The following is a 25,897-nucleotide window of genomic DNA, read 5'->3' as shown; positions in this document are numbered from 1 at the left end:
GGCGTCTCATCGAAGATTCGTGGAGGCGGGACGGATCATGAGGGTCGATCGAGCGGCGCGCATTCTGCTGTGCGTCGGCTCCCTTGTCGTCGCCGTCGCCGGCACTCCGGCGCGCGCGGCCGGACCGGGGATAGACGTCAGCGCTGTCGCATCGGGGGTCGGGCAGTACACGCACAACGCGGCCGGGCTCGCGATCCTCATCGGCCTGACGGTGTTCGCCACCATCGTCGCCCTGCTGCACATGCGCGAGCGCAGCCGCTGGACCCGGCGCGAGCGCGACCTCGTCAACGAACTCTCGGCGTTGCGCGAATCGCACGACCGTGCCGAGATGCTGCTCAACGCCGAGCGCCAGGTGCTGGTGACGTGGTCCGGCCGCGGAACGCCGACGGTCGAGGGTGATATCGGCCTCATCGACGGCAAGCGCGCCGCCGCCGGCCCGATTGCGGGCTTCCTCAGCTTCGAGACCTGGCTGCACGCGGTCGATGCCGATGCGCTCAACACGGCGGTCGAGGCCCTGCGAGCGCGCGGAACCGGGTTCCGCCTGAGCCTGCGCACCCAGTCCGGCCGCTTCATCGACGCGCATGGGCAGGCCCTGTCCGGCCGCGCGATCCTGCGCCTGCGCGAGACCACGGACGAGAAGCGCGAACTCATCGACCTGCGTCTCACCCTGTATGAGGCCAAGCGCGGCCTCTCCGCCCTGGGCAGCCTCCTCGACGCGATCCCGCAGCCGGTCTGGCGCCGCAACCGCGACGGCGCCCTGGCCTGGGTCAACCTCGCCTACGTGGCGGCGGTGGAGGCGGGGACCCGCGAGAACGCCCTCGAGGGCGGCGTCGAGCTGCTCGACCGGCAGGCGCGCGAGTTCATCGCCCGCGACGATGCCGCCCGGCTCGCCGCCGGCGGTCGCGCCGCCCATCGCCTTTCCGCCGTCGTGGCCGGCGGGCGCCGGACCCTGGACGTGACCGAGACCGCGATCGAGACCGGCCGCGTCGGCATCGCGGTCGACGTCTCGGAGCTGGAAAGCGTGCGCGCCGACCTCCAGCGCCAGATGGACGCCAATGTCCGCACCCTCGATCAGTTGCCGACCGCCGTGGCGATGTTCGACGCCCGCCAGCGCCTGATCTTCCACAACACCGCCTATCGCCAGCTCTGGGACCTCGATCAGGCTTTCCTCGACAGCCGCCCCCTCGACGGCGAGATCCTCGACCGGCTGCGGGCCCTGCGCAAGTTGCCCGAACAGGCCGACTTCAAGTCCTGGAAGGCCGACGTGCTGGCCGCCTATCGCGCGGTCGAGGCCAACGAAGCCTGGTGGTACCTGCCCGACGGGCGCTCCCTCCGGGTCGTCGCCGACCCCAACCCGCAGGGCGGCCTGACCTACCTGTTCGACGACGTTTCCGAGAACATGAAGCTCGAGTCGCGCTACAACGCGCTGATGCGGGTGCAGGCCGAGACCCTCGACACCCTCAAGGAGCCCGTGGCGGTGTTCGGCGCCGATGGCCGCCTCACCTTCGCCAACCGTGCCTTCGCCACCCTGTGGCGCCTCGACCCCGAGACCCTGGGCGAGCGTCCCCGGGTCGATGCGGTCATCGCCGCCTGCCAGACGCTCTCGCCCGACGAGGACCCGTGGATCGACATCCGCGGTGCCATCACGGGGCTCGAGAGCCGCGCCGGTCTGACCTGTCGCCTGGAGATCGTCGACGGCACGGTGCTGGATTGCGCCGCCCAGCCGCTGCCCGAGGGCGCGACCCTGCTCACCCTGATCGACGTCACCGCCAGTGTGAATGTCGAGCGCGCGCTGACCGACAAGAACGACGCCCTGGAGCGCACCTCGCAGCTGCGCGACACCTTCGTGAATCACGTCTCCTACGAGCTGCGCTCGCCGCTCACCAACATCATCGGCTTCACCCAGCTCCTCGGCGACGAGACGGTGGGCGCCCTCAACGAGCGCCAGCGCGAATATTCCGGTCACATCATGCGCTCGTCGGGCGCGCTGCTGGTGATGATCAACGACATCCTCGACCTCGCCTCCATCGATGCCGGCTCGCTCGAACTGTCCCGGGAGGTGGTCGACGTCCGTTCCACCGTCGACGCCGCCGTGCGCGGCCTGGAGGACCGGCTCGCCGATTCCGCCATCACCCTCGACCTCGACGTGCCCGACGACGTCGGCAGCTTCGTCGCCGACGGCAAGCGCGTGCGCCAGATCCTGTTCAATCTCCTGTCGAACGCGGTCGGCTTCTCGTCGCCGGGCCAGCAGGTCCGCGTCGAGGTCCGGCGCAACGCCGCCGAACTCACCCTGGCGGTGGTGGACCAGGGCCAGGGCATGCCGGACGAGGTCGCCGCGCGGGTGTTCGACCGGTTCGAGAGCAACACCCTGGGCACGCGCCATCGCGGGGTCGGGCTCGGTCTGTCGATCGTCCGGTCGTTCGTGGAACTGCATGGCGGCCGCGTCAGCCTGGAATCGGCCCCGGGCGCGGGCACCCGCGTCACCTGCACCTTTCCCATCAGCGAGCCGAGCGCGCGGCGGGATGCCGCCGAGTAGCGGCCTTCGTCGGACCAACGACTCGATGACCGTTGGGAAGGAGCCTTGGACCGACGGGAGGGAGCCTTCGTGGGTCCCGCGATTTGGTTAAGGATGCACCGGTATGACAGCGTGTCTCCGCGCGATCCGGGTCCGATCGCGACGGCGCACGGCCATGAAGGAGTTGGGCGTTGAACGAGGATGGTGCCGACACACCCCAGCGTGAGGTGAAATCGGCCTGGGAGATCATGCTCCCGGAGGAGGGCGCCACCGAGGATCTCGGCCGCTTCCTCGCTGAGTTCCTGGTGCCGGGCGACATCGTCGCCCTGTCCGGCGGCCTCGGCGGCGGCAAGACCACCCTGGCCCGCGCGCTGATCCGCGAACTGGTCGGCGATCCGGCTCTCGATGTGCCGAGCCCGACCTTCACGCTGATGCAGCCCTACGAAGCGGCCAACGGTCGCCCGATCGTGCATGCCGACCTGTACCGCCTGCGCAGCCCCGACGAACTCGTCGAACTCGGCTTCGACGAGATGGCCGAGACCGCCATCACGTTGGTGGAATGGCCCGAGCGCCTCGGCCCCCGCGACGCGCCGATGTTGTGGATCGATCTCTCGCTCCGGGCCGAGTTCGGCGATGGCGCCCGCTTCGCCCGCATCGACGGCAGCGGTGGCATGGACGCGCGACTCAAGCGGGCTCGCGCCCTCCGGCTCCTCCTGGTCCGCAGCGGCTGGGACGAGGCCACCCGCATCAACATGCAGGGCGATGCCTCGTCGCGCGCCTACGAGCGGCTGGTGAAGCCGGACGGGAAGAGCGCGGTGCTGATGATCTCGCCGCCCCGTCCGGACGGCCCGCCGGTGCGCAACGGCCGCCCCTACAGCGCCATCGTCAAGCTCGCCGAGACCGTGCATGCCTTCGTGGGCGTCGACCGGGGCCTGCGTGCCCTCGGCTTCTCGGCGCCGCGGATCTACGGCGAGGACCTCGCCGAGGGCCTGCTGATCATCGAGGACCTCGGCTCCGAGCCGGTGGTGGATGCCAATGGCCCCCGTCCGGAGCGCTACGCCGAGGCGGTGCGCCTGCTGGCGAAGCTCCACGCCACCGAACTCCCCGGCGTCCTGCCGGTGGCCGACGGGATCGACCACGTGCTCCCGCCCTATGACCTCGAAGCCCTGGTGTTCGAGACCGAGCTGCTGCCCGACTGGTACTGCCCGTCGGTCCGGGGCGCCGAGCTGCCCCATGCCGCCCGGTCCGAGTTCGTGGCCCTGTGGGCGGAGGTGCTCGACAGCATCAAGCCCGATCGCCCGACCTGGACTCTGCGCGACTATCACTCGCCGAACCTGATCTGGCTGCCGGACCGCGAGGGGCTGGAGCGCATCGGCGTCATCGACTTCCAGGACGCGGTCCTGGGTCATCCCGCCTACGATGTCGCCTCGCTGCTTCAGGACGCGCGGGTCGATGCGACCGCCGAGTTCGAACTGCGCCTGCTCGGGCTCTACGTCCGCGAGCGCCGGGCCCGCGAGCCCGAGTTCGACATGCAGACCTTCGCCCGGGCCTACGCGGTGCTGGCGGCCCAGCGCGCCACTAAGATCCTCGGCATCTTCGCCCGCCTCGACCGGCGCGACGGCAAGCCCGGCTACCTTGCCCACCTGCCGCGCATCGAGGCCTATCTCGCCCGCAACCTCAACCACCCGGCCCTGACCCGCCTGCGCCTGTGGCACGAGGCGCACCTGCCGCACCTCGTGCCGAAGGCCGCCCCGGACGCGGCCGAGGAGGCGTGAGACCCAGGATGCAGCCCCGCCTCACCCTCCTCACTCTCGGAGTTGCCGATCTCACCCGGGCCGTGCGCTTTTACGAGGCCTTGGGCTGGACGCGCTCGACCTATGCGACGGAGGGCGTCGCCTTCTTTCAGGTCGGCGGCCTCGTGCTGTCCCTGTATCCGCGCGCGGCCCTGGCCGGGGATGCGGGAATCGCCCCGCAGGGCCATGGCTTCCGGGGCTTCGCGCTCGCCTACAACACCGCGAGCCGGGCCGAGACGGACGCTGTGCTGACGCGGGCGGTCGAGGCGGGCGCCACCCTGGTGAAACCGGCGGAGGACGCGTTCTGGGGCGGCTATTCCGGCTACTTCTCCGATCCCGACGGTGCGCTCTGGGAGGTGGCCTGGAACCCGGACTTGCTGCCCCTGGCCGATGGCAGCGTACGCTTGCCCGCCTGAGCCGATCCCATCCCGACCCGACGAGACGAAGCCACCATGTCCGACGCTGCTCCCATCACCCGCGCCTTCGTCCTCGCGGCCGGACTCGGCAAGCGCATGCGCCCGATCACCGCGACGGTGCCCAAACCCCTGGTGGAGGTGGCTGGCCGCGCGCTGCTCGACCACGCCCTCGACCGGGCGGCTGAGGGCGGCATCACCGACGCCGTGGTCAACGTCCACTACCTCGCCGACCTGATCGAGGGCCATGTCGGCAAGCGCCGGACCGCGCCCGCGATCGTGATCTCGGACGAGCGTGAGTCTTTGCTGGAGACGGGCGGCGGGGTGAAGAAGGCGCTGCCGCTCCTCGGCGACACGCCCTTCGTCGTCTTCAACGCCGATTCGTTCTGGCTGGAGGGGCCGGAATCGAATCTCGGCCGCCTGATCGCCGCCTGGGACCCGGAGACGATGGACATCCTGCTCCTGGTCGCCCCCACCGCCACCAGCCTCGGCTACGAGGGCGGCGGCGATTTCGTCATGACCTCGTCCGGCGCTCTCGAGCGGCGCGGCGAACGAGAGGTGGCGCCCTTCATCTACGCGGGCGTCGCGATCCTGAAGCCGGCGCTGTTCGCGGACACGCCCGAGGGCGCGTTCTCCCTCAACCTGCTGTTCGACCGCGCCATCGCGGCCGGGCGCCTGTACGGGCTCCGCCTCGACGGACAATGGCTCCATGTCGGAACGCCGGAAGCGATCACCGCCGCCGAGGCCCGCGTGAAGTCGACGGCGCCGGTGGTCTGAAGCGCTCGGGGATCGTTAGGGCGCCGCATTCCTGGCAGCGCCATTTGGTGGCATGGATCATGGCATGCCGACCTCCGACGAATCCCACGTCTTCACCATTCCGCCTGCCGCGCCCTTCCTGCCGACCCTGGCCGAGGCCCTGATCTCCGGGCGGCTGGTCGGCGACATCGGCAGCGATCCCTACGCGCTCGCCTCCGTCACCGTCTATCTGCCGACCCAGAGGGCGGTGCGTGCCCTCTCGGCGATCCTGGCGGCGCGGCTGGGACAGGCGGCCCTCCTGCCGCGCATGGTACCCCTCGGCGAGGCGGACGAGGCGGAACTCGATCTTGCCGCCAATCCGCTCCTGGAGAACGGACCGGACCTGCTCGCCCCGGCCATGCCGCCTCTGGAGCGTCGGCTGATCCTGGCGCGCCTGGTGCAGAGCTGGGCCGAGGCGGTGGACCGCACCTTGCTGCCCATCGACGACGACGTGCCGTTCCTGGTGCCGTCCTCCCCGGCCGACGCGATCGGTCTCGCCGCCGACCTCGAACGCCTGATGGACGCCCTCACGGTGGAGGGCCTGCCCTGGGCCGAGATCGGAGGCGCGGTCGAGGCCGAGTACTCGCGCTATTTCGGCCTGACCCTGGATTTCGTGAAGATCGCCGCCGAGGCGTGGCCCGGTATCCTGGCCGAGCGCGGCATGAGCGACCCGGTGTCCCGTTCCCGCCGGCTCGTCCTGGCCGAGGCCGAGCGCCTCGCCCGCGAGCGCCCGGGCGACCCGGTGATCGTGGCCGGTTCGACCGGCTCGGTGCCGGCGACCGCCCGCCTCATCGGCGCGGTGGCGGGCCTGCCGCGTGGCGCCGTGGTGCTGCCGGGGCTCGATTCCGACCTCGATGCCTCCGGCTGGGACGCCATCGAGACCGGCGAGGGGTTCTCGCGGGAGATCGCCCACGGCCATCCCCAGGCGATCCTGCATCGCCTCCTCGGGCCGGGCTGTCTGAACCTGGACCGGTCGCGGGTGGTCGCCCTCGGCGACCCCTCCGCCGAGGGCCGCGCCCGCTTCGGCCTGCTGTCGCAGGCCCTGCGTCCGGCCGAGACCACCGAGGCCTGGGCCGATCTCGATCCGCCCGACCGCGCGGCCCTGGCGGAGGCCGGCATGCAGGGGCTCGCCGTGGTCGAGGCCACCGACGAGCGGGAGGAGGCGCTGATCATCGCCATCGCGCTCCGGGAGACCCTGGAAGTGCCGGGCGCCACGGCGGCCCTGGTCACGCCGGACCGGGCCCTGGCCGTACGGGTCGCGGCCGAACTGGCGCGCTGGGGGATCGTCGCCGAGGATTCCGGGGGCGAGGCCCTGTCGCGCAGCCGGGCCGGGCGTCTCGCCCGGCTCGCCGCGGAACTGGCCGCCGATCTGGAGCCGGCCCGGCTCATCACGCTCCTGTCGCACCCGTATGTCCGGCTCGGCCTGCCCCGCAGCGACGTGGTGCGGGCCGCCGCCGCCCTGGAGATCGGCACCCTGCGCGGCCCCGCCCCGGCGCCGGGCTTTGCGGGTCTGCGCGAGGCCCTGGCCGATCAGCGGGCCGCCACCGGACGGCGCCCGCGCGCCAAGCGCCGCCTGACTGAAAAGGACTGGGATCTGGCCGCCGATCTCCTGGATCGGTTGCAACTGGCCTTCACGGGATTTCTCGACGTCGACCATCGGGGCGTCGGGAATCTCGTCGCCTACGCGGCGAACCACCGTGCCACCTTCGACATGTTGATCGATGCGGCCGAAAGCGAGGCCGTCGACGACGCCTCCCTCGGGGTGCTCGACGCCCTGTTCGACGATCTGGAGATGGCCGAGCCCGGCCTTCTGCCCGGGCGCTTCGGCGATTATCCGGCCTTCTTCACCGCGCTCGCCCGCGAACGCCTGGTCGCCTGCAGCGACGGGCGCCCGCATCCGCGCCTGCGCATCCTCGGCCTGCTCGAAGCCCGCCTGATGAGCGTCGACCGCGTGGTGCTCGGTGGCCTCGACGAGGGCGTCTGGCCGATGAAGACGACCACCGACGCCTTCCTCAACCGGCCCATGCGCGAGCGCATCGGCCTCAACCCGCCCGAGCGCCGCATCGGCCAGAGCGCGCACGACTTCGTCCAGGCTCTGGGCCACCACGACGCCCTCGTCACCCGGGCGGCCAAGCGCGAGGGCGCGCCGACCGTGCCGTCGCGCTTCCTCCAGCGCCTGCGCGCCTTCAGCGGAGAGGCGTGCTGGAATCGGGCACTCGGGGCCGGGCGCCGCTTCTCGGCCTACGCGGCCGCCCTCGACCAGGGCACCGGCCCGGCCCAGCCGCGCCTGAAGCAGCCGCGGCCGAAGCCCGATCCGGCGCTGTTCCCGCGCTCGCTCAGCGTCACCGAGGTCGAGACCCTGGTGCGCGACCCCTACGTCATCTTCGCCCGGCACGTGCTCGGCCTCGACCCCCTCGATCCGGTGGCGGCCGAACCCGGCGCCGCCGATCGGGGCACGCTGATCCACGACATTCTCGGACAATTCGCCGAGGACCATCCCGAGGCCCTGCCGGACGCCGCCGTGGAGCGGCTGTTCAACCTCGCGCTCAACGCCTTCCGGCCGATCTCGGACACCTACCCGGAGCTCTATGCCGAGTGGTGGCCGCGCTACGAGCGGCTGGCGTCCAAATTCCTCGACTGGGAGACCGAGCGGCGCGCGGATGTGGCCAGGGTCCATCCCGAGATCTCGGGCAAGTGGGTGATCCCCATGGGAACCGAGAGCTTCACCCTGCGGGCCCGTGCCGACCGGATCGAGCGCCGCCGCGACGGAGGCGCCTGCATCGTCGACTTCAAGACCGGTTTGCCACCGAGCAACAAGGAGGTCTTCGCCGGTTTCTCGCCCCAACTCACCCTGGAGGCCGCCATGCTCATGGCGGGCGCCTTCGAGGGCTTCCCGGCCAGTACGCTGACGCCCGATCTCCTCTACGTCCACGCCTCGGGCGGCCGCAAACCGTTCGAGCCGTTGGCCGTGAAGGCCCCGCGCGGCGACGAGCGCGAGGTCCCGGCCATCGTGACCGAGCATGTCGCCCGCTTCCGCGGCCTGGTCGCCCGCTTTCTCACGGGCGAGGCCGCCTACACCTCGCGGCCCTACCCGAAATACGCCAAGTCCTACGGCGATTACGACCACCTGGCCCGGGTGCTCGAATGGTCCCTCGGCGGTGAGGGAGATGCGTAGTGTCAGTCCGTGAAGCCTTCGTCGTCGACGATCTCACCAAGGATTCGCAACGCCGCGCCGCCGATCCACGGGCCTCGGCCTGGGTCTCGGCCAATGCGGGGGCGGGCAAGACCAAGGTGCTCACCGACCGGGTCGTGCGCCTGCTCCTTGACGGGGCGCCACCGGCCCGCATCCTGTGCCTCACCTTTACCAAGGCGGCGGCCGCCAACATGTCGATCCGGGTGTTCCGCGTGCTCGGCCGCTGGGTCACCCTCGACGACGCCACCCTGACGGCGGAACTCACCGAGCTGACGGGCGAGCGCCCCTCGCGAAAGACGCTGCAGGTGGCGCGGCGCCTGTTCGCCCGCGCCGTCGAGACGCCGGGCGGCCTGAAGATCGAGACCCTGCACGCCCTGTGCGAGCGCCTGCTGCACATGTTCCCCTTCGAGGCGAACGTGCCGGCCCGCTTCGTCGTGCTGGACGAGACGCAGGCGGCGGACGCCTTCCTCATCGAGACGGGCAACGTCCTGGCCGACGCCATCGGGGGCGCCTATCCTGACCTGCGCGAAGCCCTGGCCATCGTCGGCCCCGAGGCGACGGGCGACGCCCTGCGCAAGGCGATCCGCAACGCGATGCGGGCGCGGGACGTGCTGGCCGACCGCTTCGGGCTCGACGGGTCGTTCGCCGCGCTCGCCGACGCTCTCGGGGTCCGGCCCGGCGACAGCGTGAAGGCCATCGAGGCCCGCATGCTCGACGGTGTTCTCGGCGATCTGACGGACGTCGCCGCGCGGATGCGCACCGGCAAGGCCACCGACGAGGGCATCGCCGAACGGCTGGTGCAGGTCGCGCGCGCCGAATCCCCGGCGGAGGCTCTGGAGATCTATCGCGGCGTCTTCTTCACCAAGGAGGGGCTGCCGAAAGCCGACAAGAGCCTCGGCACCAAGGCGGTGCCCGACGACGTCAAGCAGGCCCTGCGCGACGAGCGCGACCGGCTGGAGCCGCTGCAGGATACGTTGCGCGGTGTCCAGGCCCTTCAGCGCACCCGTGCCCTGTTCACCCTGGCGGCCGAGATCCACCGCCGGGTCGAGACGCAGAAGGCCCGCCTCGGGGCGCTCGATTTCGACGACCTGATCCACAAGACCCTCGACCTCCTCGGCCGTGTCGATTCCACCTGGGTGCTCTACAAGCTCGATCGCGGCGTCGACCACGTCCTCATCGACGAGGCGCAGGACACCAACCCGCACCAGTGGGAGATCCTGCGCCGCATCACCGCCGAGTTCGCGTCCGGCGAGGGCGCTCGCGAGGTGGCGCGCACCCGCTTCGCCGTGGGCGATCCGAAGCAGTCGATCTACAGCTTCCAAGGCGCCGAGCCGCGCGAGTTCGAGACCACGCGCCGGGAATGGCAGCGGGCCGCGCAAGGGGCCGATCTCGCCTTCTCGGACGTCCACCTGAACCTGTCGTTCCGCTCGGCCGGCGGCGTCCTGCGGGCGGTCGACGCCACCTTCAAGATCCCCGAGCACTACGAGGGCCTGTCCTTCGAGGACACCGCCGTCGGCACCACCCACAGCACGGCCCGGGCCTCGGCGCCGGGCGCGGTCGAACTCTGGCCGCTGGAGGAGCCGGCCGACGAGCCCGAGCCCGATGCCTGGGCGGCGCCGGTCGACGCGCCCGAGACCAACGCGCCCGCCATCGTCACCGCGCGCCGGGTCGCGCGGGCGGCCCTGACCTGGATCACCACCGGCGACGAGACCGGCCGGGTCTGGCGGCCCGGCGACATCCTCATCCTGGTGCGCAAGCGCTCGGCCGCCTTCGAGGAGGTGATCCGCGCCATGAAGGCCCTCGGCGTGCCCGTCGCCGGCCAGGATCGCCTCGACATCGCCGCCCATATCGCCGTCAACGATCTCGTGGCGGTGGGTCGGGCCGGGCTGCTGCCGGCCGACGACCTGACCCTGGCGGGCGCCCTCAAGACGCCGCTGGTCGGTTTTGACGACGACGACCTCGTCCGGATCGCGGCGCGCCGCGATCTGCACGAGACCCTGGAGGATGCCCTGGCGCGCCACGCCGCGGCCGGCGATCCGGCAGCGATCCGGGGGCACGAAGCCCTGCAATCCTGGATCGCTCTCGCCGCCTGCGAGGGGCCGTTCGGGTTCTACGCGACGCTGCTGGGGGCCCGGGGCGGGCGCCGCGCCCTGGTCTCACGCCTCGGCGGCGAGGCGGGCGACGCCATCGACGTCTTCCTGATGACGGCGGCGCAGGCCGAGCAGGGGCCGGATGCGCCCTCCCTCGGCGGATTTCTCGCCCGCTACGACATCGTCCCGGGACGCGGGGAGGGGGGCCACACGGTCAAGCGCGACCTCGATTCCGGGCGCGACGAGGTCCGGGTGATGACCGTCCACGGCGCCAAGGGGCTGGAGGCTCCGGTGGTGGTCGTCATCGACGGCTGCGAGGCGCTGGGCCGCAACGATCCGCCGCTGCTGCCGCTGCTGCCGGGGGCGCAGCGCTTCGGCCAGGGTGCCCGGCCGCTCCCGCCGGTCTGGGCCGGGGCCAAGGCGGGCGATTGCGACGCCGTCACGCAAGCCCGCGCCACCCTGCAGTCGCGCGCCCGCGAGGAGCACAACCGCCTCCTCTACGTGGCCATGACGCGGGCGGCCGACCGCCTCGTCATCGCGCCCTATCGCGGGCACGAGGCCCCGAGCGAGGCGGCCTGGTGCGAGATGATCCGCACCGGTCTGGAGCAGGAATTCGGGCCGGGCGACGCTTTGGAGACGCCGCACGGACCCGCGACCCTGTGGCGGGATGGCGGCACCGCGGCGCCGCACGCCGCTCCGGCATCGGCGGCGCCGGTCGCGCCGGGACTGCCGGCCTGGCTCGAAGCGCCGGTGGCGTCCGAGATCGAGGCGGCGCCGCCCGTGACCCCGTCCGGTGCCCTGGGGGCGGCCGACACCCGCCGCGAGCCGGGCCGCCGGCAGGCCGACAGCGAGGCACGCCGGCGCGGAACCCTGATCCATTCGCTGGTGGAGCACCTGCCGCGAATCGAGCCGGCCCAGCGCGAGGCCGCCGCCACCGCCTTCGTCCGCGCCCGCTCGCCGGGCCTCGATCGGGCCAAGCAGGCCGGCATCGTCGCCGCGACCTTGCGGCTGCTCGACGAACCCGGCCTCGCTCCGCTCTTAGCCCGGGAGGCGCGGGCCGAAGTCACCCTGTCCGGGCGCGTGCGGGTCGGGGGCGTGTCGCGCCCCGTCTTCGGCCGGGTCGATCGCCTGGCGCTGACCGACGAGTCCGTGCTGGTGGCGGATTTCAAGACCGGCCGGCCGCCCGCCGAGGGCGCGCCGCTGCCGCGCGCCGAGGCCGGGCAGATCGCCCTCTATGCCGCGCTGCTGGCCGAGATCTATCCGGGGCGCCGGGTGGTCCCGATGCTGGTCTGGACCTCCGGTCCGGTCATCCGCCGGCTCGACCCGACGGAGATCGCCGAAGCCCTCGACGCCCTGTCGCGCCGCGCGGCCTGAGCCGGCGGCGGAGTCTGAGGGGAGGGCGGGAGCCTAGCGGCGCCCGCCGGCCGCCCGCTTGGTTGGAGCCGCGCCGCCCGAATCCTCCTCGAAGAGTTCGGCGAGCTTTTCCGTCATCGCGCCGCCGAGTTCCTCGGCGTCGATGATGGTGACCGCGCGGCGGTAATAGCGTGTCACGTCGTGGCCGATGCCGATGGCGAGCAGCTCCACCGGCGAGCGGGTCTCGATGTCCTCGATCATCCAGCGCAGGTGGCGCTCGAGATAATTGCCCGGATTGACCGAGAGGGTCGAATCGTCGACCGGCGCGCCGTCCGAGATCACCATCAGGATCTTGCGCTGCTCCGGGCGGGCCAGGAGCCGCTTGTGCGCCCAGTCCAGGGCCTCGCCGTCGATGTTCTCCTTCAGCAGCCCCTCGCGCATCATCAGCCCGAGGTTCTTGCGCGCCCGGCGCCACGGGGCGTCGGCGCTCTTGTAGACGATGTGGCGCAGGTCGTTCAGACGTCCCGGCGCGTTCGGCTTGCCACCGGCCAGCCACGCCTCGCGCGATTGCCCACCCTTCCAGGCCCGAGTGGTGAAGCCCAGGATCTCGACCTTGACGCCGCAGCGCTCCAGCGTGCGGGCCAGGATGTCGGCGCAGGTCGCCGCCACGGTGATCGGACGCCCGCGCATCGAGCCGGAATTGTCCAGCAGGAGGGTCACGACGGTATCGCGGAAATTGGTGTCCTTCTCGCGCTTGAACGAGAGCGGCTGGTAGGGATCGGTGACCACGCGCACGAGACGGGCCGGATCGAGCTGGCCTTCCTCAAGGTCGAAGTCCCAGGCCCGGTTCTGCTGCGCCAGCAGGCGCCGCTGCAGGCGGTTCGCCAGGCGTCCGACCACGCCCTGGAGATGGGCGAGCTGCTTGTCGAGATAGGTGCGCAGGCGCGCCAGCTCCTCGACGTCGCAGAGATCCTCCGCGTGGATGATCTCGTCGAAGCGTGGATTGAAGACCTTGTACTCGGGTCCGCGCGGCTCGTTGGCCCGCTGCGACGGCGGCCGCCAGGCTTCGGAGGCTTCGTCGGATTCGGCGTTCTCGGCCTCGTCGGGCAGTTCGCCGGACGGAGCGTCGGCGGCCTCGGTGGCCCCCTCCTGCAACTCGTCGGAGGCCTCCTGCGAGGTCTCCATCTCGGAGCGGTCGCCCTGCGACTGCTCCTCGGCCTCCCCCTCGCTGGGAGTCTGCTCGTCGTCCTGCGACTCGTTCTCGTCCTCGTTGTCGTCGTCCTCGGGATCGAACGGGGTCTCGTCCGCCATGTCGAGGGAGCTGAGGAGGTCGCGCACCGAGCGGGCGAAGGCGCGCTGGTTCTCGATCGAACCGATCAACCCGTCGAGGTTCGGGCCGGCCTTCTCCTCGATATGCGAGCGCCAGAGATCGACGATCTTCCGGGCCGCGGCCGGGGGGGCGGCGCCGGTCAGGCGCTCGCGCACCATCAGGGCGACGGCATCCTCCATCGGCGCATCGGCGCGGTCGGTGATGTCCTCGTACTTGCCGCCGCGATGGTAGCGGTCCTCCAGCATCGCCGAGAGGTTCGAGGCGACGCCGGACATCCGGCGCGAGCCGATGGCCTCGACCCGGGCCTGCTCGACGGCATCGAACACCGCGCGGGCGCCGGCGTTCTCGGGCGCCAGCCGGCGGTGGACGGCGACGTCGTGACAGCCGAGGCGAAGCGCCATGGAGTCGGCGTTGCCGCGCAGGATCGCCACGTCCTCCGGCGTCAGCTTGCGCGGCGGCTCCGGCAGGCGCGCCTTGTCGCCGGTCAGGGCCGGGCGGTCGCTGGCATAGACCACCTCGATCTCGGAGCGCTTGGCGATGGCGCGCAGGCAGCCTGCCACCGAGCGCTTGAGCGGTTCGGCGACGGGCTCGCGCCGGTCGCCGGCTTTGCGGTTGGAGATCGACATGCGGGTCGATGGTATCCTCGAAGGAGCGGGACGGAGACTAGCTCAGGGCGACGTTCGACGCGCTCTCGGGCAGATCCTTGCCGAAGGCGCGCTGGTAGAACTCGGCCACCAGGGTGCGCTCGAGCTCGTCGCACTTGTTGAGGAAGGTCACCCGGAAGGCGAAGCCGATATCCTGGAAGATGTCGGCGTTCTCGGCCCAGGTGATCACCGTGCGGGGGCTCATGACGGTGGAGAGATCGCCGTTCATGAACGCGTTGCGGGTCAGGTCGGCGACCCGCACCATGCGGTTGACGATGTCGCGACCGCCGTCGCGCTGATAGTGCGCCGCCTTCGACAGCACGATGTCGACCTCGCGGTCATGGGCCAGGTAGTTCAGGGTGGTGACGATGGACCAGCGATCCATCTGGCCCTGATTGATCTGCTGCGTGCCGTGATAGAGGCCCGAGGTGTCGCCGAGGCCGACGGTGTTGGCGGTGGCGAACAGGCGGAAGGCCGGGTGAGGGCTGATCACCCGCTTCTGGTCGAGAAGTGTCAGGCGGCCCGACAGCTCCAGCACGCGCTGGATCACGAACATCACGTCCGGGCGGCCGGCATCGTACTCGTCGAACACCAGCGCGACGTTGTTCTGGAGCGCCCAGGGCAGGATGCCGTCCTGGAAGGCGGTGACCTGCTTGCCGTCCTTCAGCACGATCGCGTCCTTGCCGACGAGGTCGATGCGCGAGACGTGGCTGTCGAGGTTGATCCGGATGCAGGGCCAGTTCAGGCGCGCGGCGACCTGCTCGATATGGGTCGACTTGCCGGTCCCGTGATAGCCGGTGACCATGACGCGCCGGTTGCGGGCGAAGCCGGCGAGGATCGCCAGGGTGGTCTCGCGGTCGAAGATGTAGTCCGGGTCGAGATCGGGCACGTGCTCCTCGCGCTGCGAGAAGGCCGGCACCATGAGATCGAGGTCGATGCCGAAGGCCTCGCGCACGGAGACTTTCCGGTCGGGCAGCGAGGCGGGCGTGACGTCAGAGAGCATAAGGACCTCGTCGGGGCGCGGGCGCCGGGCTTCGGGCGCGGAACACGCAGGCTGTTCGGGCTTCGGGGTCTGACGGCTCGGGAACCGAGCCGCGCGCGACCGCCATCTAAAGGTCGGCGCCGGGCGACGCCAAGGGGTGACTCCGCACGATATAGGGCCTCGCGCGGCAATTGCCGCCCACCTTGAGCAGGGGAGCCCCGGAAAACGTGCATCGATCGTGCCGGAACTCTTCGGCCGGGTCGGTTCGGGGCTCCGGAACGTCGCCGGCGCGGGCGGGGGAACGCCTCAGCAGAGTCCCGCGGCCCGAAGCGCATCGTGCGCCCGGATGATGTCCCGCAACCGCTCCTCGAACGAGCGGTCGCCGCCATTGGCGTCCGGGTGGAAACGCTTCACCAGGGTCTTGTACTGGGCCTTGATGGCCGCCGAATCCGCGTTCTCGTCGAGGCCGAGCACGTCCAGCGCCTTCAGGGTGGCGGCCGAGTGCCGGGGCCGGCGCGGCTCGGGCGCGGCCTTGCGCCGGGCGGTCTCGCCGACGCCCTCGGCGCGCAGGATGTCCAGCGGATCGACATAGGCCCAGTCGCGCTTCGGGGCGGCCTTGCCCTTCTCGCCGGCGGTGGCGGGGTTCACCCCCATCGCCCAGGTCGGGCGATGCCCGATGATCGCGTCCTTCTGGAAGGCCTGCACGGCGGCGTCGTTCATGCCGTCGAAGTAGTTGTAGGTGGCGTTGTAGGCGCGCACGTGGTCCATGCAGAAGCGCCAGTACTGCCCTTCGGCCTTGCGCCCCTTGGGCGCGCGATAGAGGCCCGGATTCTTGCACCCCGGGGTCTCGCAGGTCTGGGTCGCAGCCGTCTTCGGCTCATCGCAGGACGGCTTGATGCGGATGCTGTCGAACAGGGGCGAGTTGAGATCCATGATGGGGCGATTATGAGGGGGTGGGTCCGAGACACAAGAGCGGCGGGCCTGATGCCGCATGCGGCTGTCGGGGGTTGACGCGGAACGCGGGTCGCCGAGGCTCCGGCGACCCATGACGTAACGCTCGGGAACGAACGAGGGAACCACCCGCCATGACTGAAAACGCGACCGCAATCCCCACCCTGAAGGCGTGGATCACCGAGACGCTGCAGGCCGAGCTGGCCCCGGTGGCCCTGCAGGTCATCGATGAATCCCACCTGCATGCGGGGCATATGGGCGCCCGGCCCGAGGGCGAGACGCATTTCCGATTGGATGTCGTGGCGGCGGCGTTCGAGGGCAAGAGCCGGGTGGACCGGCACAGGATCGTCAATGCGGCCCTCGATCCGGCCTTCAAGCGCGGTCTTCACGCCCTGGCGGTGCGCGCCCGCACCCCTGCCGAGGCGGCCTGATCGCGCAACGACGCCCCGAGCGAGAGACGAGACGCCGCCTTGGCCCTGCATTGCACGCCCCATATCGCCATCGACGAGGCGGAACTCGAGGAGACGTTCGTGCGCGCCTCCGGTCCCGGCGGCCAGAACGTCAACAAACTTTCCACCGCCGTGCAGCTGCGCTTCGACGCCCGGCGTTCGGCCTCCCTGCCCGACGCCGTGGCGGTGCGGCTGATGCGGCTGGCCGGCCGGCGCCTCACGGTGGACGGCGTCATCGTGATCAGCGCCCAGCGCTTCCGGACCCAGGATCGCAACCGGGCCGACGCCCGCGAGCGGCTGGCCGAACTCGTGGCCGAGGCGGCGGTGCCGCCGACGCCGCGCCGCGCCACGCGGCCGACTCTCGCCTCGAAGAAGCGCCGCCTCGACGACAAGTTGAAGCGGAGCGCGACCAAGCGCCTGCGCGGGAGCGGGGGTGCCGATTAGGGCGGTGGGACCGCCCCGACGCGGGCGGCGCCGATCAGGGCCGGACCGCCGCCGTGCCGTCCGGCGGGTGCGTCTCGACCTCGCCGCTGACATAGGCGCTGCCGGGCTTGGCGATGGTCAACCCGAGGGCGATGATCGCCAGGAGGGCCGAGACGGCCGCGGGAAACAGGAAGGCGTCCTCGCCGTAACGCATCTGCAGGAAGCCGCCGATGACCGCGCCGGTGCTGAGCGCCGCCCAGAGCGGCGCCTGGATCCAGAACGAGGGCGCCACCGTGCCGAGGAGCAGGTTCGCGAGGCCGGTTCCGAACCGCACCACCGCACCGGTCACGTAGGTGAGCGCGAGGCTGCGCCCGCCCTCGTCCTGCAGGGTCGCGTTCTGAAGGCCGAGCGCGATCACGATGGGATAGGCGTGGAGCGGGAACGCGAAGGTCCCGTGCGGGACGATCAGGCCGATGGTGAGCAGGACGGATTGCAGCAGGAGCAGCACCGACAGGCGCCAGCGCCCGACCCAGGCGGCGATCAAGGTTCCGGCAAAGGCGCCGAAGCAGAACAGCACGATGACGGAGGCGACCCGCGAGGTGCTCTCCCAGTCGAACCGGCTCACCGACACGCCGAAGCGCGTCGTGTTCCCGCTCATGAACGACATGAACAGCTGCGAGAATTCGAGGAAGCCGATGGAATCGGCGCAGCCCGCCACCGCCGAGAGCGCCAGCGCGAAGGGAATCCGCGTCGCGGCGCTCGCCGGAAACGACTTGTTCTGCGGCTCTGCCATGAGATCTCCAATGTGCTTGTGGGGCGTGCCGGTCTGCGCGGGGCGACACAGTCGGCGAAGGGCGGTCGGGACAGCACCGAGGCAAGCCGATGATGCCGTCAGGGGCGGCGCGACGCTGACGGGGCCCGGTGCGCCTGAAGCGCCCGGGTCCCGGCTGGCAACAGCGACGCTGAGTTTTGGTTCAACCGTGTTGCCCGCCCGGGTTCAAGGGGCGCAACGGGATCGTGATCGCCGCGCAGGCCGTGCCCTCACGACATGCCCTCACGACGTGCCATCACGACGCGCCACCACGATCCGGCCCGCCACGTCGGCCCCGTTCTCGCGGCGGATCACGGCAGGCGCGAGGGTCTCCGGCGTGAAGCCGGAACGCGTCAGGGTGTCCCGCACCAGGGGGTCCCCATGGGCGTAGCGGGCATCCGGCCCGAGCACCCATCCGTCGCCGGGGTGGGACTGGACCGTGAAGGCGAGGTGCCCGCCCGGCCGCAGAACCCGTGCGGCGCCGGCCAGCATCCCGACCATGTCGCCGACATAGATCAGGACGTCGGCCGCGGTGACGCAATCGGCGCTGCCGGCCGCTTCGGCCGCCAGGGCGGCGACGAGTTCACCCTCCACCAGCCGGTGATAGCCGCCGCGCCGGGCGGCCTCGGCCAGCATCCGGGGCGACAGGTCGATCCCGGTGAGATGGGTCGGCCGGTGGCCGAGGGCGGCGCCGACGAGCCCGGTGCCGCAACCGAGATCGATCACCCGGCCGAGCGGCGTGCCGCTCCCCACCAGCGCATCGAGGGCCTCCACCAGCAGGTCCGGCCCGCGATAGGCCAGGCCGCCGACGAGGTGGCGGTCGAAGCGCGGGGCATAGGCGTCGAACAGCGCCCGCACGTAGCCCGGCGAGATCGCCGTGAGGGCCGCGCCCGCGCCGATCCGCACCAGGGCGATGCGCGCGCCTTGCGCGTCGTCGGGGTCGATCTCCAGCGCATTGGCGTAGGCGCGCAGGGCGGCATGATGGTCGTCGGGCCGACCGGTCCGGCCGTGGCGGGCCTCGCGGGCGCGGCCGAGGAGGAACCAGGCCGGGGCGAAGCGGGGCGCGATCTCCAGGCATTGCTCGGCCATCTCGGCGGCGGCGTCGGGGTCGCCCTCGTCGAGGCAGGCCTGGGCATAGGCGTAGCGCCGGTCGGCGAGGAGGTCGCCGGAGGTGATCGTGCGGGACATGTGGCTGCGCGTGGGCCTCGGGCGCCCTATATGCCGCGCCGATGACATTCAGCGCCAGCGATCTTCTCACCCTGACCCGGGAGGGGCTGTACTGCCCCCTCGGTGGCTTCCACGTCGACCCGACCTGGCCGGTGCCCCGCGCCCTCATCACCCACGGCCATGCCGACCATGCCCGGGCGGGTCACGGCCGGGTGATGGCGACGCCCGAGACCCTGCGCATCATGGCGGTGCGCTACGGAGCCGATTTTTGCGAGAGCCGGCAGGAGGCGCCCCTGGGCGAGGCGATCCGCATCGGCGACGTCACCGTGCGCTTCGCCCCCGCCGGGCACGTGCTCGGCTCGGCCCAGATCGCGATCGAGGCGCAGGGCGTGCGGGTGGTGGTCTCGGGCGATTACAAGCGCGCCTACGATCCGACCTGCCTGCCGTTCGAGGTGGTGCCCTGCGATGTCTTCATCACCGAGGCGACCTTCGGCCTGCCGGTGTTCCGGATGCCGGACACCCGCGACGAGGTGCGCAAGCTCATCGATTCGGTGGCCCTGTTTCCCGAGCGCGCCCACATCGTCGGCGCCTACGCGCTCGGCAAGGCGCAGAGGGTGATGGCCCTGCTGCGGGAGGCCGGCTACGACCGGCCGATCTACCTGCACGGCGCCATGGAAAAGCTGACCGAGCTCTACAAGCAGGAGGGGATTGCGCTGGGCGAGACCCCCAAGGTGGTGGCCACCGAGCGCGGCAAGCTGCACGGCGCCATCGTGCTGTGCCCGCCCTCCTCGATTCAGGACGTATGGTCGAGAAAATTCCCCGACCCCGTCACGGCGTTCGCCTCCGGCTGGATGCGGGTGCGGGCCCGGGCGCGCCAGAAGGGCGTCGAACTCCCGCTCTGCATCTCCGACCATTCCGACTGGCCGGACCTGTGCCGCACGATCCGGGAGACCGGGGCCGGCGAGGTCTGGGTCACCCACGGGCAGGAGGACGCCCTGGTGCATTGGTGCGGGACGCAAGGCATCAAGGCCAAGCCCCTGCACCTGCTCGGCTACGGCGACGACGGCGAGTCCGAGCCGACCGCCGCAACCGAGGAGGCCGTGGCATGAACGACTTCGCCCATCTCCTCGACCGCCTCGCCTACGAGCCGCGCCGCAACGCCAAGCTGCGCCTACTGCAGGATTACTTCGCCCATGCCCCGGACCCGGAGCGCGGCTACGCCCTGGCGGCGATGACCGGCGGCCTGAGCTTTCGCGAGGCCAAGCCCGCGATGATCCGGGGGCTGGTGGAGGCCCGCGTCGATCCGGTGCTGTTCGGGCTCTCGCACAACTACGTCGGCGATCTCGCCGAGACCACGGCGCTGATCTGGCCGGCACCCCTGGCCCAGGATGGCGAGCCGGTCATCGGCCCCGGCCACAACAACCCGCCCCCGCACGTGCCCACCCTCGCCGAGGTGGTGGAGACCCTCGGCACCGTGAAGAAGGCGGACCTGCCCGCCCGGATCGCCGCGTGGCTCGATGCCCTCGACGAGACGGGGCGCTGGGCGCTCCTGAAGCTGATCACCGGCGCGCTCCGGGTCGGCGTCTCGGCCCGCCTCGCCAAGACCGCCATCGGGGCGCTCGGCGGCCACGAGGCCGATGCGGTCGAGGAGGTCTGGCACGGGCTCGAGCCTCCCTACGCCACCCTGTTCGCCTGGGTCGAGGGCCGGGCCGAGCGTCCCACCACCCTCAACCCGGCCCCGTTCCGGCCGCCGATGCTCTCGCACCCGATCGACGAGGAGGCGGATTTCGAAAAACTCGATCCGGCGGCGTTCTCCGGCGAGTGGAAATGGGACGGCATCCGGGTCCAGCTCGTCGGCGGACGGGACGAGGCCGGGGTGCAGGTGGCGCGGATCTATTCCCGCACCGGCGAGGACATCTCCGGCGCCTTCCCGGATCTGGCCGAGGCCATCACCTTCTCGGGCGCCATCGACGGCGAATTGCTGATCCTGCGCGAGGAGCGCGTGCAGAGTTTCAACGTGCTGCAGCAGCGCCTGAACCGAAAGGCCGTGACGCCGAAGCTGCTGGAGGAGTTTCCCGCCCATGTCCGCGCCTACGACCTGATGCAGGCGGAGGGCGAGGATTTGCGCCCACTGCCCTTCGAAGCGCGCCGGCAGCGGCTCGAGGCGTTCGTCGCCGCCCTCGACCACGCCCGCATCGACCTCTCGCCCCTGGTGCCCTTCACCACCTGGAACGAGCTGGCCGCCGCGCGCGCCGATCCGGCCGCTGTCGGCGCCGGCGAGGATGCCGACGCCATCGAGGGCGTCATGCTGAAAGCCCGCGACAGCGTCTATCTGCCGGGCCGGCCCAAGGGGCCGTGGTGGAAGTGGAAGCGCGAGCCGTTCCGCGTCGACACCGTGATGATGTACGCCCAGCGCGGGCACGGAAAGCGCTCGTCGTTCTATTCCGACTACACCTTCGGCGTCTGGCGCGACCGCGAGGACGGCACGCCCGAACTCGTGCCGGTCGGCAAGGCCTATCACGGCTTCACCGATGCCGAACTCGCCAAGCTCGACCGCTACGTCCGCAACAACACCACCAAGCGCTTCGGCCCGGTGCGCGAGGTGTCCTACGGCCTCGACCACGGCCTCGTGCTGGAGATCGCCTTCGAGGGCGTCCAGCGCTCGACCCGGCACAAGTCCGGCGTCGCCATGCGGTTTCCCCGGGTGGCCCGCATCCGCTGGGACAAGCCGGCGGCGGAGGCCGACCGGATCGACGCCCTGGAGACCATCCTGGCCCGCGGCGAGCGCGAGATCGCGCCGGGCGAAACCCTGACGGAGGCGCAAGGATGAGGCCGACGGGAAAAATCAGCGCGGTGCAGGGGTTCGCCAGCGGTGCGGCGACGCGTCAGGCCGGCGCCACGATCACGGTCTCGACCCCGGGCCAGGGCTTCACCGACATCACCCGGGCGGTGGCGGCGTTCCTGGCGCAGGGCGGGATCGCGGACGGCCTCGTCACGGTGTTCTGCCGGCACACCTCGGCCTCCCTGACGATCCAGGAGAACGCCGACCCGGACGTACAGACCGACCTCCTGACCGCCCTCGACGGCCTCGCCCCCCGCCATGCCGGCTACGTCCACGGTGCCGAGGGGCCGGACGACATGCCGGCCCATATCCGCACGATGGTGACGGATTCGAGCCTGTCGATCCCGGTGGCGGGCGGCCGCCTCGCGCTGGGGACGTGGCAGGGGATCTACCTCGTCGAGCACCGCGACCGGCCGCACCGGCGCGAGATCGTGCTGCAGGCGCTCGGGGCGTGATCGCCGGCGCCGCTCGCCGGTTGGGTCATCGCCGGTTCGGTCATCGCCGGATCAGGATCACCCCGCCGATCAGGAGCGCCACCCCGATCATGCGCGGCCCGTCGAGGGCGCGCTGAGCGAGGCCGAGCCAGCCGAAATGGTCGAACGCCACCGAGGCGAGCATCTGTCCGGTGACCAGCAGCGCCAGGAAGGTGGCGGCACCGAGCTGCGGCACCAGGATGGTGGCCAGGGCGATGAAGACCGCGCCGAAGAACCCGCCGCTCCAGGCCCACCAGGGAATGCGCGCCGCCAGGCCCGCCGCCGGCAGCGGATCGCGCAGGGCCAGGGCCAGCACCACCATCGACAGCAGCCCCACGAAGTAGCTCGCGAACCCGGCCCAGGCCGAGGAGTTCAGGGCGATCCGCAGGTTCGCGATCAACGCCTGCTGCACCACGATGCTGGCGCCCGCCATGATCGAGAGGGCGAGGGGAAGCACGAGGTTGAGCATGGGCCCGTGACCTTCTGGGGGACATGGTGCCGCGAGCCCGTTCGGGATCGGCTGGCTGGGGCGCCTTGACAACCACCGCCAAGCCATGCCGTCAAATGACGAGTTCGCTCGTTTCCATTCCGATCAGGCATGTCGCGGCTGGAAGGGTCCAACCAGCATAATCCGGCCGGTATAATCCGGCCGGAATGATCCAAATGGCATGATCAATCCCGCCCATCTCGATCTCTTCCGCGCCGTGATGCGCCATGGCGGCATGACGCGGGCCGCCGCGATCCTGGGCATCGGCCAGCCCCATGTCAGCCGCGCCATGGCGCAGCTCGAGGCTGAACTCGGGCTGTCCCTGTTCGTGCGAGGCCATGGCAGTGCCCGTCCGACGCCGGAAGGCGAAGCCTTCGCCCGCGAGGTCGAGAGAACCTATGCGGGGCTCGACCATCTCGCTGCCACGGCCCGCCAGATCCGAGAACTCGGCACCGGCCCGCTCAGGATCGCCTGTCAGCCCTCCCTCGCCTCACGGCTGCTGCCGCGGGCGATCCGCCGCCTCGTCGCCGAGCATCCGGGCGTGCGCGTCTCCGTCCATGTCCCGAGCCCCGAAACGATCTGGGCGTGGACCGCCTCCGGCCAATGCGATCTCGGGCTCACCCGGCCTCGTTCCGGTTATGCCGGCGTGATCAGCGAGTCGTTTCTCACGGTCGACGCGGTCTGCGCCGTCCCGCGCACGCACCCCTTGGCGCGCCAGCGCAGCATCGGGGTCGCGGACCTTGCCGGGGAGACGCTGATCGCGGGCGGCCCCGGCCTGTTCCAGGAGGCCGTCGCGGCGCGGTTCGCGGCCGCTGGCCTGACCCCGCGCTTCACCCTGATGGCCCAGTATACGGCGGCCCGTTGCGGCCTCGTCGCCGAGGGGCTGGGGCTCGCCGTGGTCGATCCCCTTCCGGCCCGCGAACTCACCGGCCTGCCGATCGTGCTGCGGCCGTTCCGGCCCGCCCTGCCGATCGACACGATGCTGATCCGTCCGGCGAGCCGGCCACCGGGGCATCTCGCGGAACGCCTGATCGCCTTCCTGCGGCTGGAGCGTGACCGGTTGCCGTCACGCTCTCCCCCTGAGCGCTTAGCCCCTGCGCACTCGGTCCCTGCGCACCCGGTCCCTGCGCACTCTCCGCCTGCCGATGCGGACGCCACCACCTCCGTCAGCGCGTGATCACCGAACCCACGCCCGGATTCACGGTTCTCGCAGCATCGGCGATGGGAACACGGACGATGGGAGGAACGCGATGAAGGCTCTGGTCTGGCACGGCGCCCAGGACATTCGCTGCGAATCTGTACCCGATCCGCGGATCGAGGACGATCGGGATGCGATCATCAAGGTCACGGCCTGCGCCATCTGCGGCTCCGACCTGCACCTCTACGACCACTTCATGCCCGGCATGGAGAAGGGCGACGTCATGGGCCACGAGTTCATGGGCGAGGTGGTCGAGACCGGCAAGGGCGTCAACGGCACCCTGCGCAAGGGCGAGCGGGTGGTGATCCCGTTCACCATCATCTGCGGCGAGTGCGACCAGTGCAAACGTGGCTTCTTCTCGGTCTGCGAGCGCTCGAACCGCAACAAGCACCTCGCCGCCAAGGCGTTCGGGCACACCACCGCCGGGCTGTTCGGCTACACCCACCTCACCGGCGGCTATCAGGGCGGGCAGGCCGAGTACGTCCGCGTGCCCTTCGCGGACAAGACCCACATCAAGGTGCCGGACGGGCTCACCGACGAGCAGGTCCTGTTCCTCGGCGACATCTTCCCGACCGGTTGGCAGGCGGCGGTGCAGGCCGACATCCAGCCCACCGACACGGTGGCGATCTGGGGCGCCGGTCCCGTCGGCCAGATGGCGATCCGCTCCGCGATCCTGCTCGGCGCCCGCCAGGTGGTGTGCATCGACCGGGTGCCCGAGCGCCTGGAGATGGCTCGCGCCGGCGGCGCCGTGACCATCGACAACAGCACCGAGAGCACCGTCGAGCGCCTGAACCAGCTCACCTCCGGCAAGGGCCCGGAGAAGTGCATCGACGCCGTCGGCATGGAGGCGCACGCCCCCCGGGCGCTGGAGCAAGTCTACGACCGGGTCAAACAGGCCATGATGCTGGAGAGCGACCGGGCCACGGTTCTGCGCGAGATGATCTATGTCTGTCGCCCGGCCGGCATCCTCTCGATTCCGGGCGTCTATGGCGGGCTCGTCGACAAGATCCCGATGGGCGCCCTGATGAACAAGGGGCTGACGCTCCGCACCGGGCAGACCCACGTCAACCGCTGGACCGACGATCTCGTCGCCCGCATCGCCGATGGCCAGATCGACCCGTCCTTCGTGATCACCCACCGGGGCGGACTGGCGGACGGTCCGGACCTCTACAAGACCTTCCGCGACAAGAAGGACAACTGCATCAAGGTCGTGCTCCGGCCCTGACCGTCCGCTCCCGTATCCAGACCGAATCAGGAGGCCCGCATGCCCGCATCCGCGTCCCGTCAGGAGCCGAGCGCCCACCGCGCACGCGGGGGAGCCGACGCCCCGTCCGCCCGGCTGTCCTCGGACCGCCGCCGCCGGCCCGATCCGTCCACCCGCCAAGTGGCGCGGGGCCTCGGCTGGTTCTCGCTCGCCCTCGGGGTCACGGAGGTCACCTGCGGCGACGCGATCGCCCGCTGGCTCGGCATGCCGCGCGCCGGTGCCCTGGTGCGGGCCTACGGTGTCCGCGAGATCGTCCAGGGCGCCGGCATCCTGGGCGCGCACGATCCGACGCCCTGGATCTGGGCTCGGGTCGCCGGAGACGGCCTCGACCTCGCCACCGTGCTGCCGGGCCTCACCGGCGATCCGCGTCATCGCGCCAACACCGCCGTCGCCCTCGGTGCGCTGGCCGGCGTCGGCGTGGTCGATCTGCTCTGCGCCCGGGCGCTCTCGGATGCGCCGCTGGCCCCCTCGGAGCCGGTGCGGGCGGATTACCGGAGCCGCAGCGGCTTTCCGAGGGGTGTCGCGGCGATGCGCGGCGCCGCCCGCGACGTCCGGCCCCGGGACTTCACCACGCCGGAAAGTCTGCGAGCGTGGAGCTAGAGCGGTTTCCACCTACTCCGGATCGTAACCGGCGGCAGCGAAGTAGTTTGCGCACTCGGTTGGGGTGAAGGCGTCGAGCAGATTGCCGACGACAGTCCAGAGCCGATCGACCGTGCGCTCGGCC

General features: G+C 71.2%; 20 protein-coding genes and 1 pseudogene. 14 read left to right on the top strand and 7 right to left on the bottom strand.

The window, feature by feature from the left end; genetic code table 11:
• Positions 1–37 precede the first annotated feature (37 nt).
• From J7U37_RS04880 to addA, 6 genes are all read left to right on the top strand, one after another.
• Positions 38–2,536, top strand: a complete 2,499-nt coding sequence (locus J7U37_RS04880; RefSeq protein ID WP_247634994.1) for a PAS domain-containing sensor histidine kinase — start codon at positions 38–40, stop codon at positions 2,534–2,536.
• 227 nt (positions 2,537–2,763) lie between these two features.
• The gene (tsaE, locus tag J7U37_RS04875; RefSeq protein ID WP_247635075.1) at positions 2,764–4,290 is read left to right on the top strand and encodes a tRNA (adenosine(37)-N6)-threonylcarbamoyltransferase complex ATPase subunit type 1 TsaE; all 1,527 of its coding nucleotides are present in this window, start codon (positions 2,764–2,766) and stop codon (positions 4,288–4,290) included.
• Positions 4,291–4,298: 8 nt separating this feature from the next.
• Positions 4,299–4,724 carry a VOC family protein gene (locus tag J7U37_RS04870; RefSeq protein WP_056179295.1) on the top strand — a complete coding sequence of 142 codons (426 nt, stop codon included), beginning with the start codon at positions 4,299–4,301 and terminating at the stop codon, positions 4,722–4,724.
• Positions 4,725–4,760: 36 nt separating this feature from the next.
• Positions 4,761–5,498 (top strand): nucleotidyltransferase family protein, encoded by a 738-nt coding sequence (locus J7U37_RS04865; RefSeq protein WP_247634993.1) that lies wholly within the window; start codon positions 4,761–4,763, stop codon positions 5,496–5,498.
• Positions 5,499–5,562: 64 nt separating this feature from the next.
• A complete protein-coding gene (addB, locus tag J7U37_RS04860; RefSeq protein WP_247634992.1) occupies positions 5,563–8,691 on the top strand; it encodes a double-strand break repair protein AddB in 3,129 nt (1,042 codons plus the stop codon).
• The gene (gene addA / locus J7U37_RS04855) at positions 8,691–12,173 is read left to right on the top strand and encodes a double-strand break repair helicase AddA (RefSeq protein WP_247634991.1); all 3,483 of its coding nucleotides are present in this window, start codon (positions 8,691–8,693) and stop codon (positions 12,171–12,173) included. Before addB ends, addA begins: the two co-directional genes overlap by 1 nt.
• 33 nt (positions 12,174–12,206) lie before the next feature.
• On the opposite strand, the gene cobT is transcribed toward addA, so the two are convergent.
• From cobT to J7U37_RS04840, 3 genes are all read right to left on the bottom strand, one after another.
• Positions 12,207–14,108, bottom strand: coding sequence for a cobaltochelatase subunit CobT (gene cobT, locus J7U37_RS04850; protein ID WP_247634990.1), 1,902 nt, complete (start codon positions 14,106–14,108; stop codon positions 12,207–12,209).
• Between the two features lie 37 nt (positions 14,109–14,145).
• Entirely contained in the window at positions 14,146–15,129 is a 984-nt protein-coding gene (gene cobS, locus J7U37_RS04845; protein ID WP_056179310.1) for a cobaltochelatase subunit CobS, read from the bottom strand.
• 285 nt (positions 15,130–15,414) lie between these two features.
• Positions 15,415–16,041, bottom strand: a complete 627-nt coding sequence (locus tag J7U37_RS04840) for a DnaJ domain-containing protein (RefSeq protein WP_056179313.1) — start codon at positions 16,039–16,041, stop codon at positions 15,415–15,417.
• Positions 16,042–16,193: 152 nt separating this feature from the next.
• Here J7U37_RS04840 and J7U37_RS04835 point away from each other — a divergent pair, with 152 nt between their 5' ends.
• Positions 16,194–16,490 carry a BolA family protein gene (locus tag J7U37_RS04835; protein WP_056484023.1) on the top strand — a complete coding sequence of 99 codons (297 nt, stop codon included), beginning with the start codon at positions 16,194–16,196 and terminating at the stop codon, positions 16,488–16,490.
• Between the two features lie 39 nt (positions 16,491–16,529).
• Complete coding sequence (gene arfB / locus J7U37_RS04830; protein ID WP_247634989.1) at positions 16,530–16,952, top strand: alternative ribosome rescue aminoacyl-tRNA hydrolase ArfB; 423 nt, start codon at positions 16,530–16,532, stop codon at positions 16,950–16,952.
• Positions 16,953–16,986: 34 nt separating this feature from the next.
• Here the strand turns inward: arfB and J7U37_RS04825 are convergent, their stop codons facing one another.
• Together J7U37_RS04825 and J7U37_RS04820 are read right to left on the bottom strand one after the other, a co-directional pair.
• Positions 16,987–17,724, bottom strand: coding sequence for a YoaK family protein (locus J7U37_RS04825; protein ID WP_056179325.1), 738 nt, complete (start codon positions 17,722–17,724; stop codon positions 16,987–16,989).
• Positions 17,725–17,985: 261 nt separating this feature from the next.
• Positions 17,986–18,930 (bottom strand): methyltransferase domain-containing protein, encoded by a 945-nt coding sequence (locus tag J7U37_RS04820; RefSeq protein ID WP_247634988.1) that lies wholly within the window; start codon positions 18,928–18,930, stop codon positions 17,986–17,988.
• 41 nt (positions 18,931–18,971) lie between these two features.
• On the opposite strand from J7U37_RS04820, the gene J7U37_RS04815 reads away from it, so the two are divergent.
• The 3 genes from J7U37_RS04815 to J7U37_RS04805 are packed head-to-tail and all read left to right on the top strand — an operon-like array spanning position 18,972 to position 22,206.
• A complete protein-coding gene (locus J7U37_RS04815) occupies positions 18,972–20,018 on the top strand; it encodes a ligase-associated DNA damage response exonuclease (RefSeq protein ID WP_247634987.1) in 1,047 nt (348 codons plus the stop codon).
• Positions 20,015–21,739: a cisplatin damage response ATP-dependent DNA ligase gene (locus tag J7U37_RS04810; RefSeq protein WP_247634986.1), complete on the top strand. Its 1,725-nt coding sequence runs from the start codon at positions 20,015–20,017 to the stop codon at positions 21,737–21,739. The genes J7U37_RS04815 and J7U37_RS04810 overlap by 4 nt, the downstream gene beginning before the upstream one ends.
• Positions 21,736–22,206, top strand: a complete 471-nt coding sequence (locus tag J7U37_RS04805) for a secondary thiamine-phosphate synthase enzyme YjbQ (RefSeq protein ID WP_056484035.1) — start codon at positions 21,736–21,738, stop codon at positions 22,204–22,206. The genes J7U37_RS04810 and J7U37_RS04805 overlap by 4 nt, the downstream gene beginning before the upstream one ends.
• Positions 22,207–22,246: 40 nt before the next feature.
• Here J7U37_RS04805 and J7U37_RS04800 read toward each other — a convergent pair whose 3' ends face one another.
• Positions 22,247–22,693 carry a DMT family transporter gene (locus tag J7U37_RS04800; RefSeq protein WP_056179343.1) on the bottom strand — a complete coding sequence of 149 codons (447 nt, stop codon included), beginning with the start codon at positions 22,691–22,693 and terminating at the stop codon, positions 22,247–22,249.
• Between the two features lie 199 nt (positions 22,694–22,892).
• Between J7U37_RS04800 and J7U37_RS04795 the strand changes: the two genes are divergently transcribed.
• The 3 genes from J7U37_RS04795 (at position 22,893) to J7U37_RS04785 (ending at position 25,773) form a co-directional block, all read left to right on the top strand.
• Positions 22,893–23,888, top strand: coding sequence for a LysR family transcriptional regulator (locus J7U37_RS04795; RefSeq protein ID WP_247634985.1), 996 nt, complete (start codon positions 22,893–22,895; stop codon positions 23,886–23,888).
• A gap of 73 nt (positions 23,889–23,961) precedes the next feature.
• Positions 23,962–25,134: a zinc-dependent alcohol dehydrogenase gene (locus J7U37_RS04790; protein ID WP_056179346.1), complete on the top strand. Its 1,173-nt coding sequence runs from the start codon at positions 23,962–23,964 to the stop codon at positions 25,132–25,134.
• A gap of 39 nt (positions 25,135–25,173) precedes the next feature.
• Complete coding sequence (locus J7U37_RS04785) at positions 25,174–25,773, top strand: hypothetical protein (RefSeq protein WP_056179350.1); 600 nt, start codon at positions 25,174–25,176, stop codon at positions 25,771–25,773.
• 12 nt (positions 25,774–25,785) lie between these two features.
• Here J7U37_RS04785 and J7U37_RS04780 read toward each other — a convergent pair.
• A pseudogene (locus J7U37_RS04780) lies at positions 25,786–25,897 on the bottom strand (IS630 family transposase); the annotation flags it as partial.

Source organism: Methylobacterium sp. 37f, assembly GCF_023093475.1.
Classification (GTDB): domain Bacteria; phylum Pseudomonadota; class Alphaproteobacteria; order Rhizobiales; family Beijerinckiaceae; genus Methylobacterium.
The sequence above is the reverse complement of the archived record's forward strand: the minus strand, read 5'-3'. Positions and strand labels throughout refer to the sequence as shown.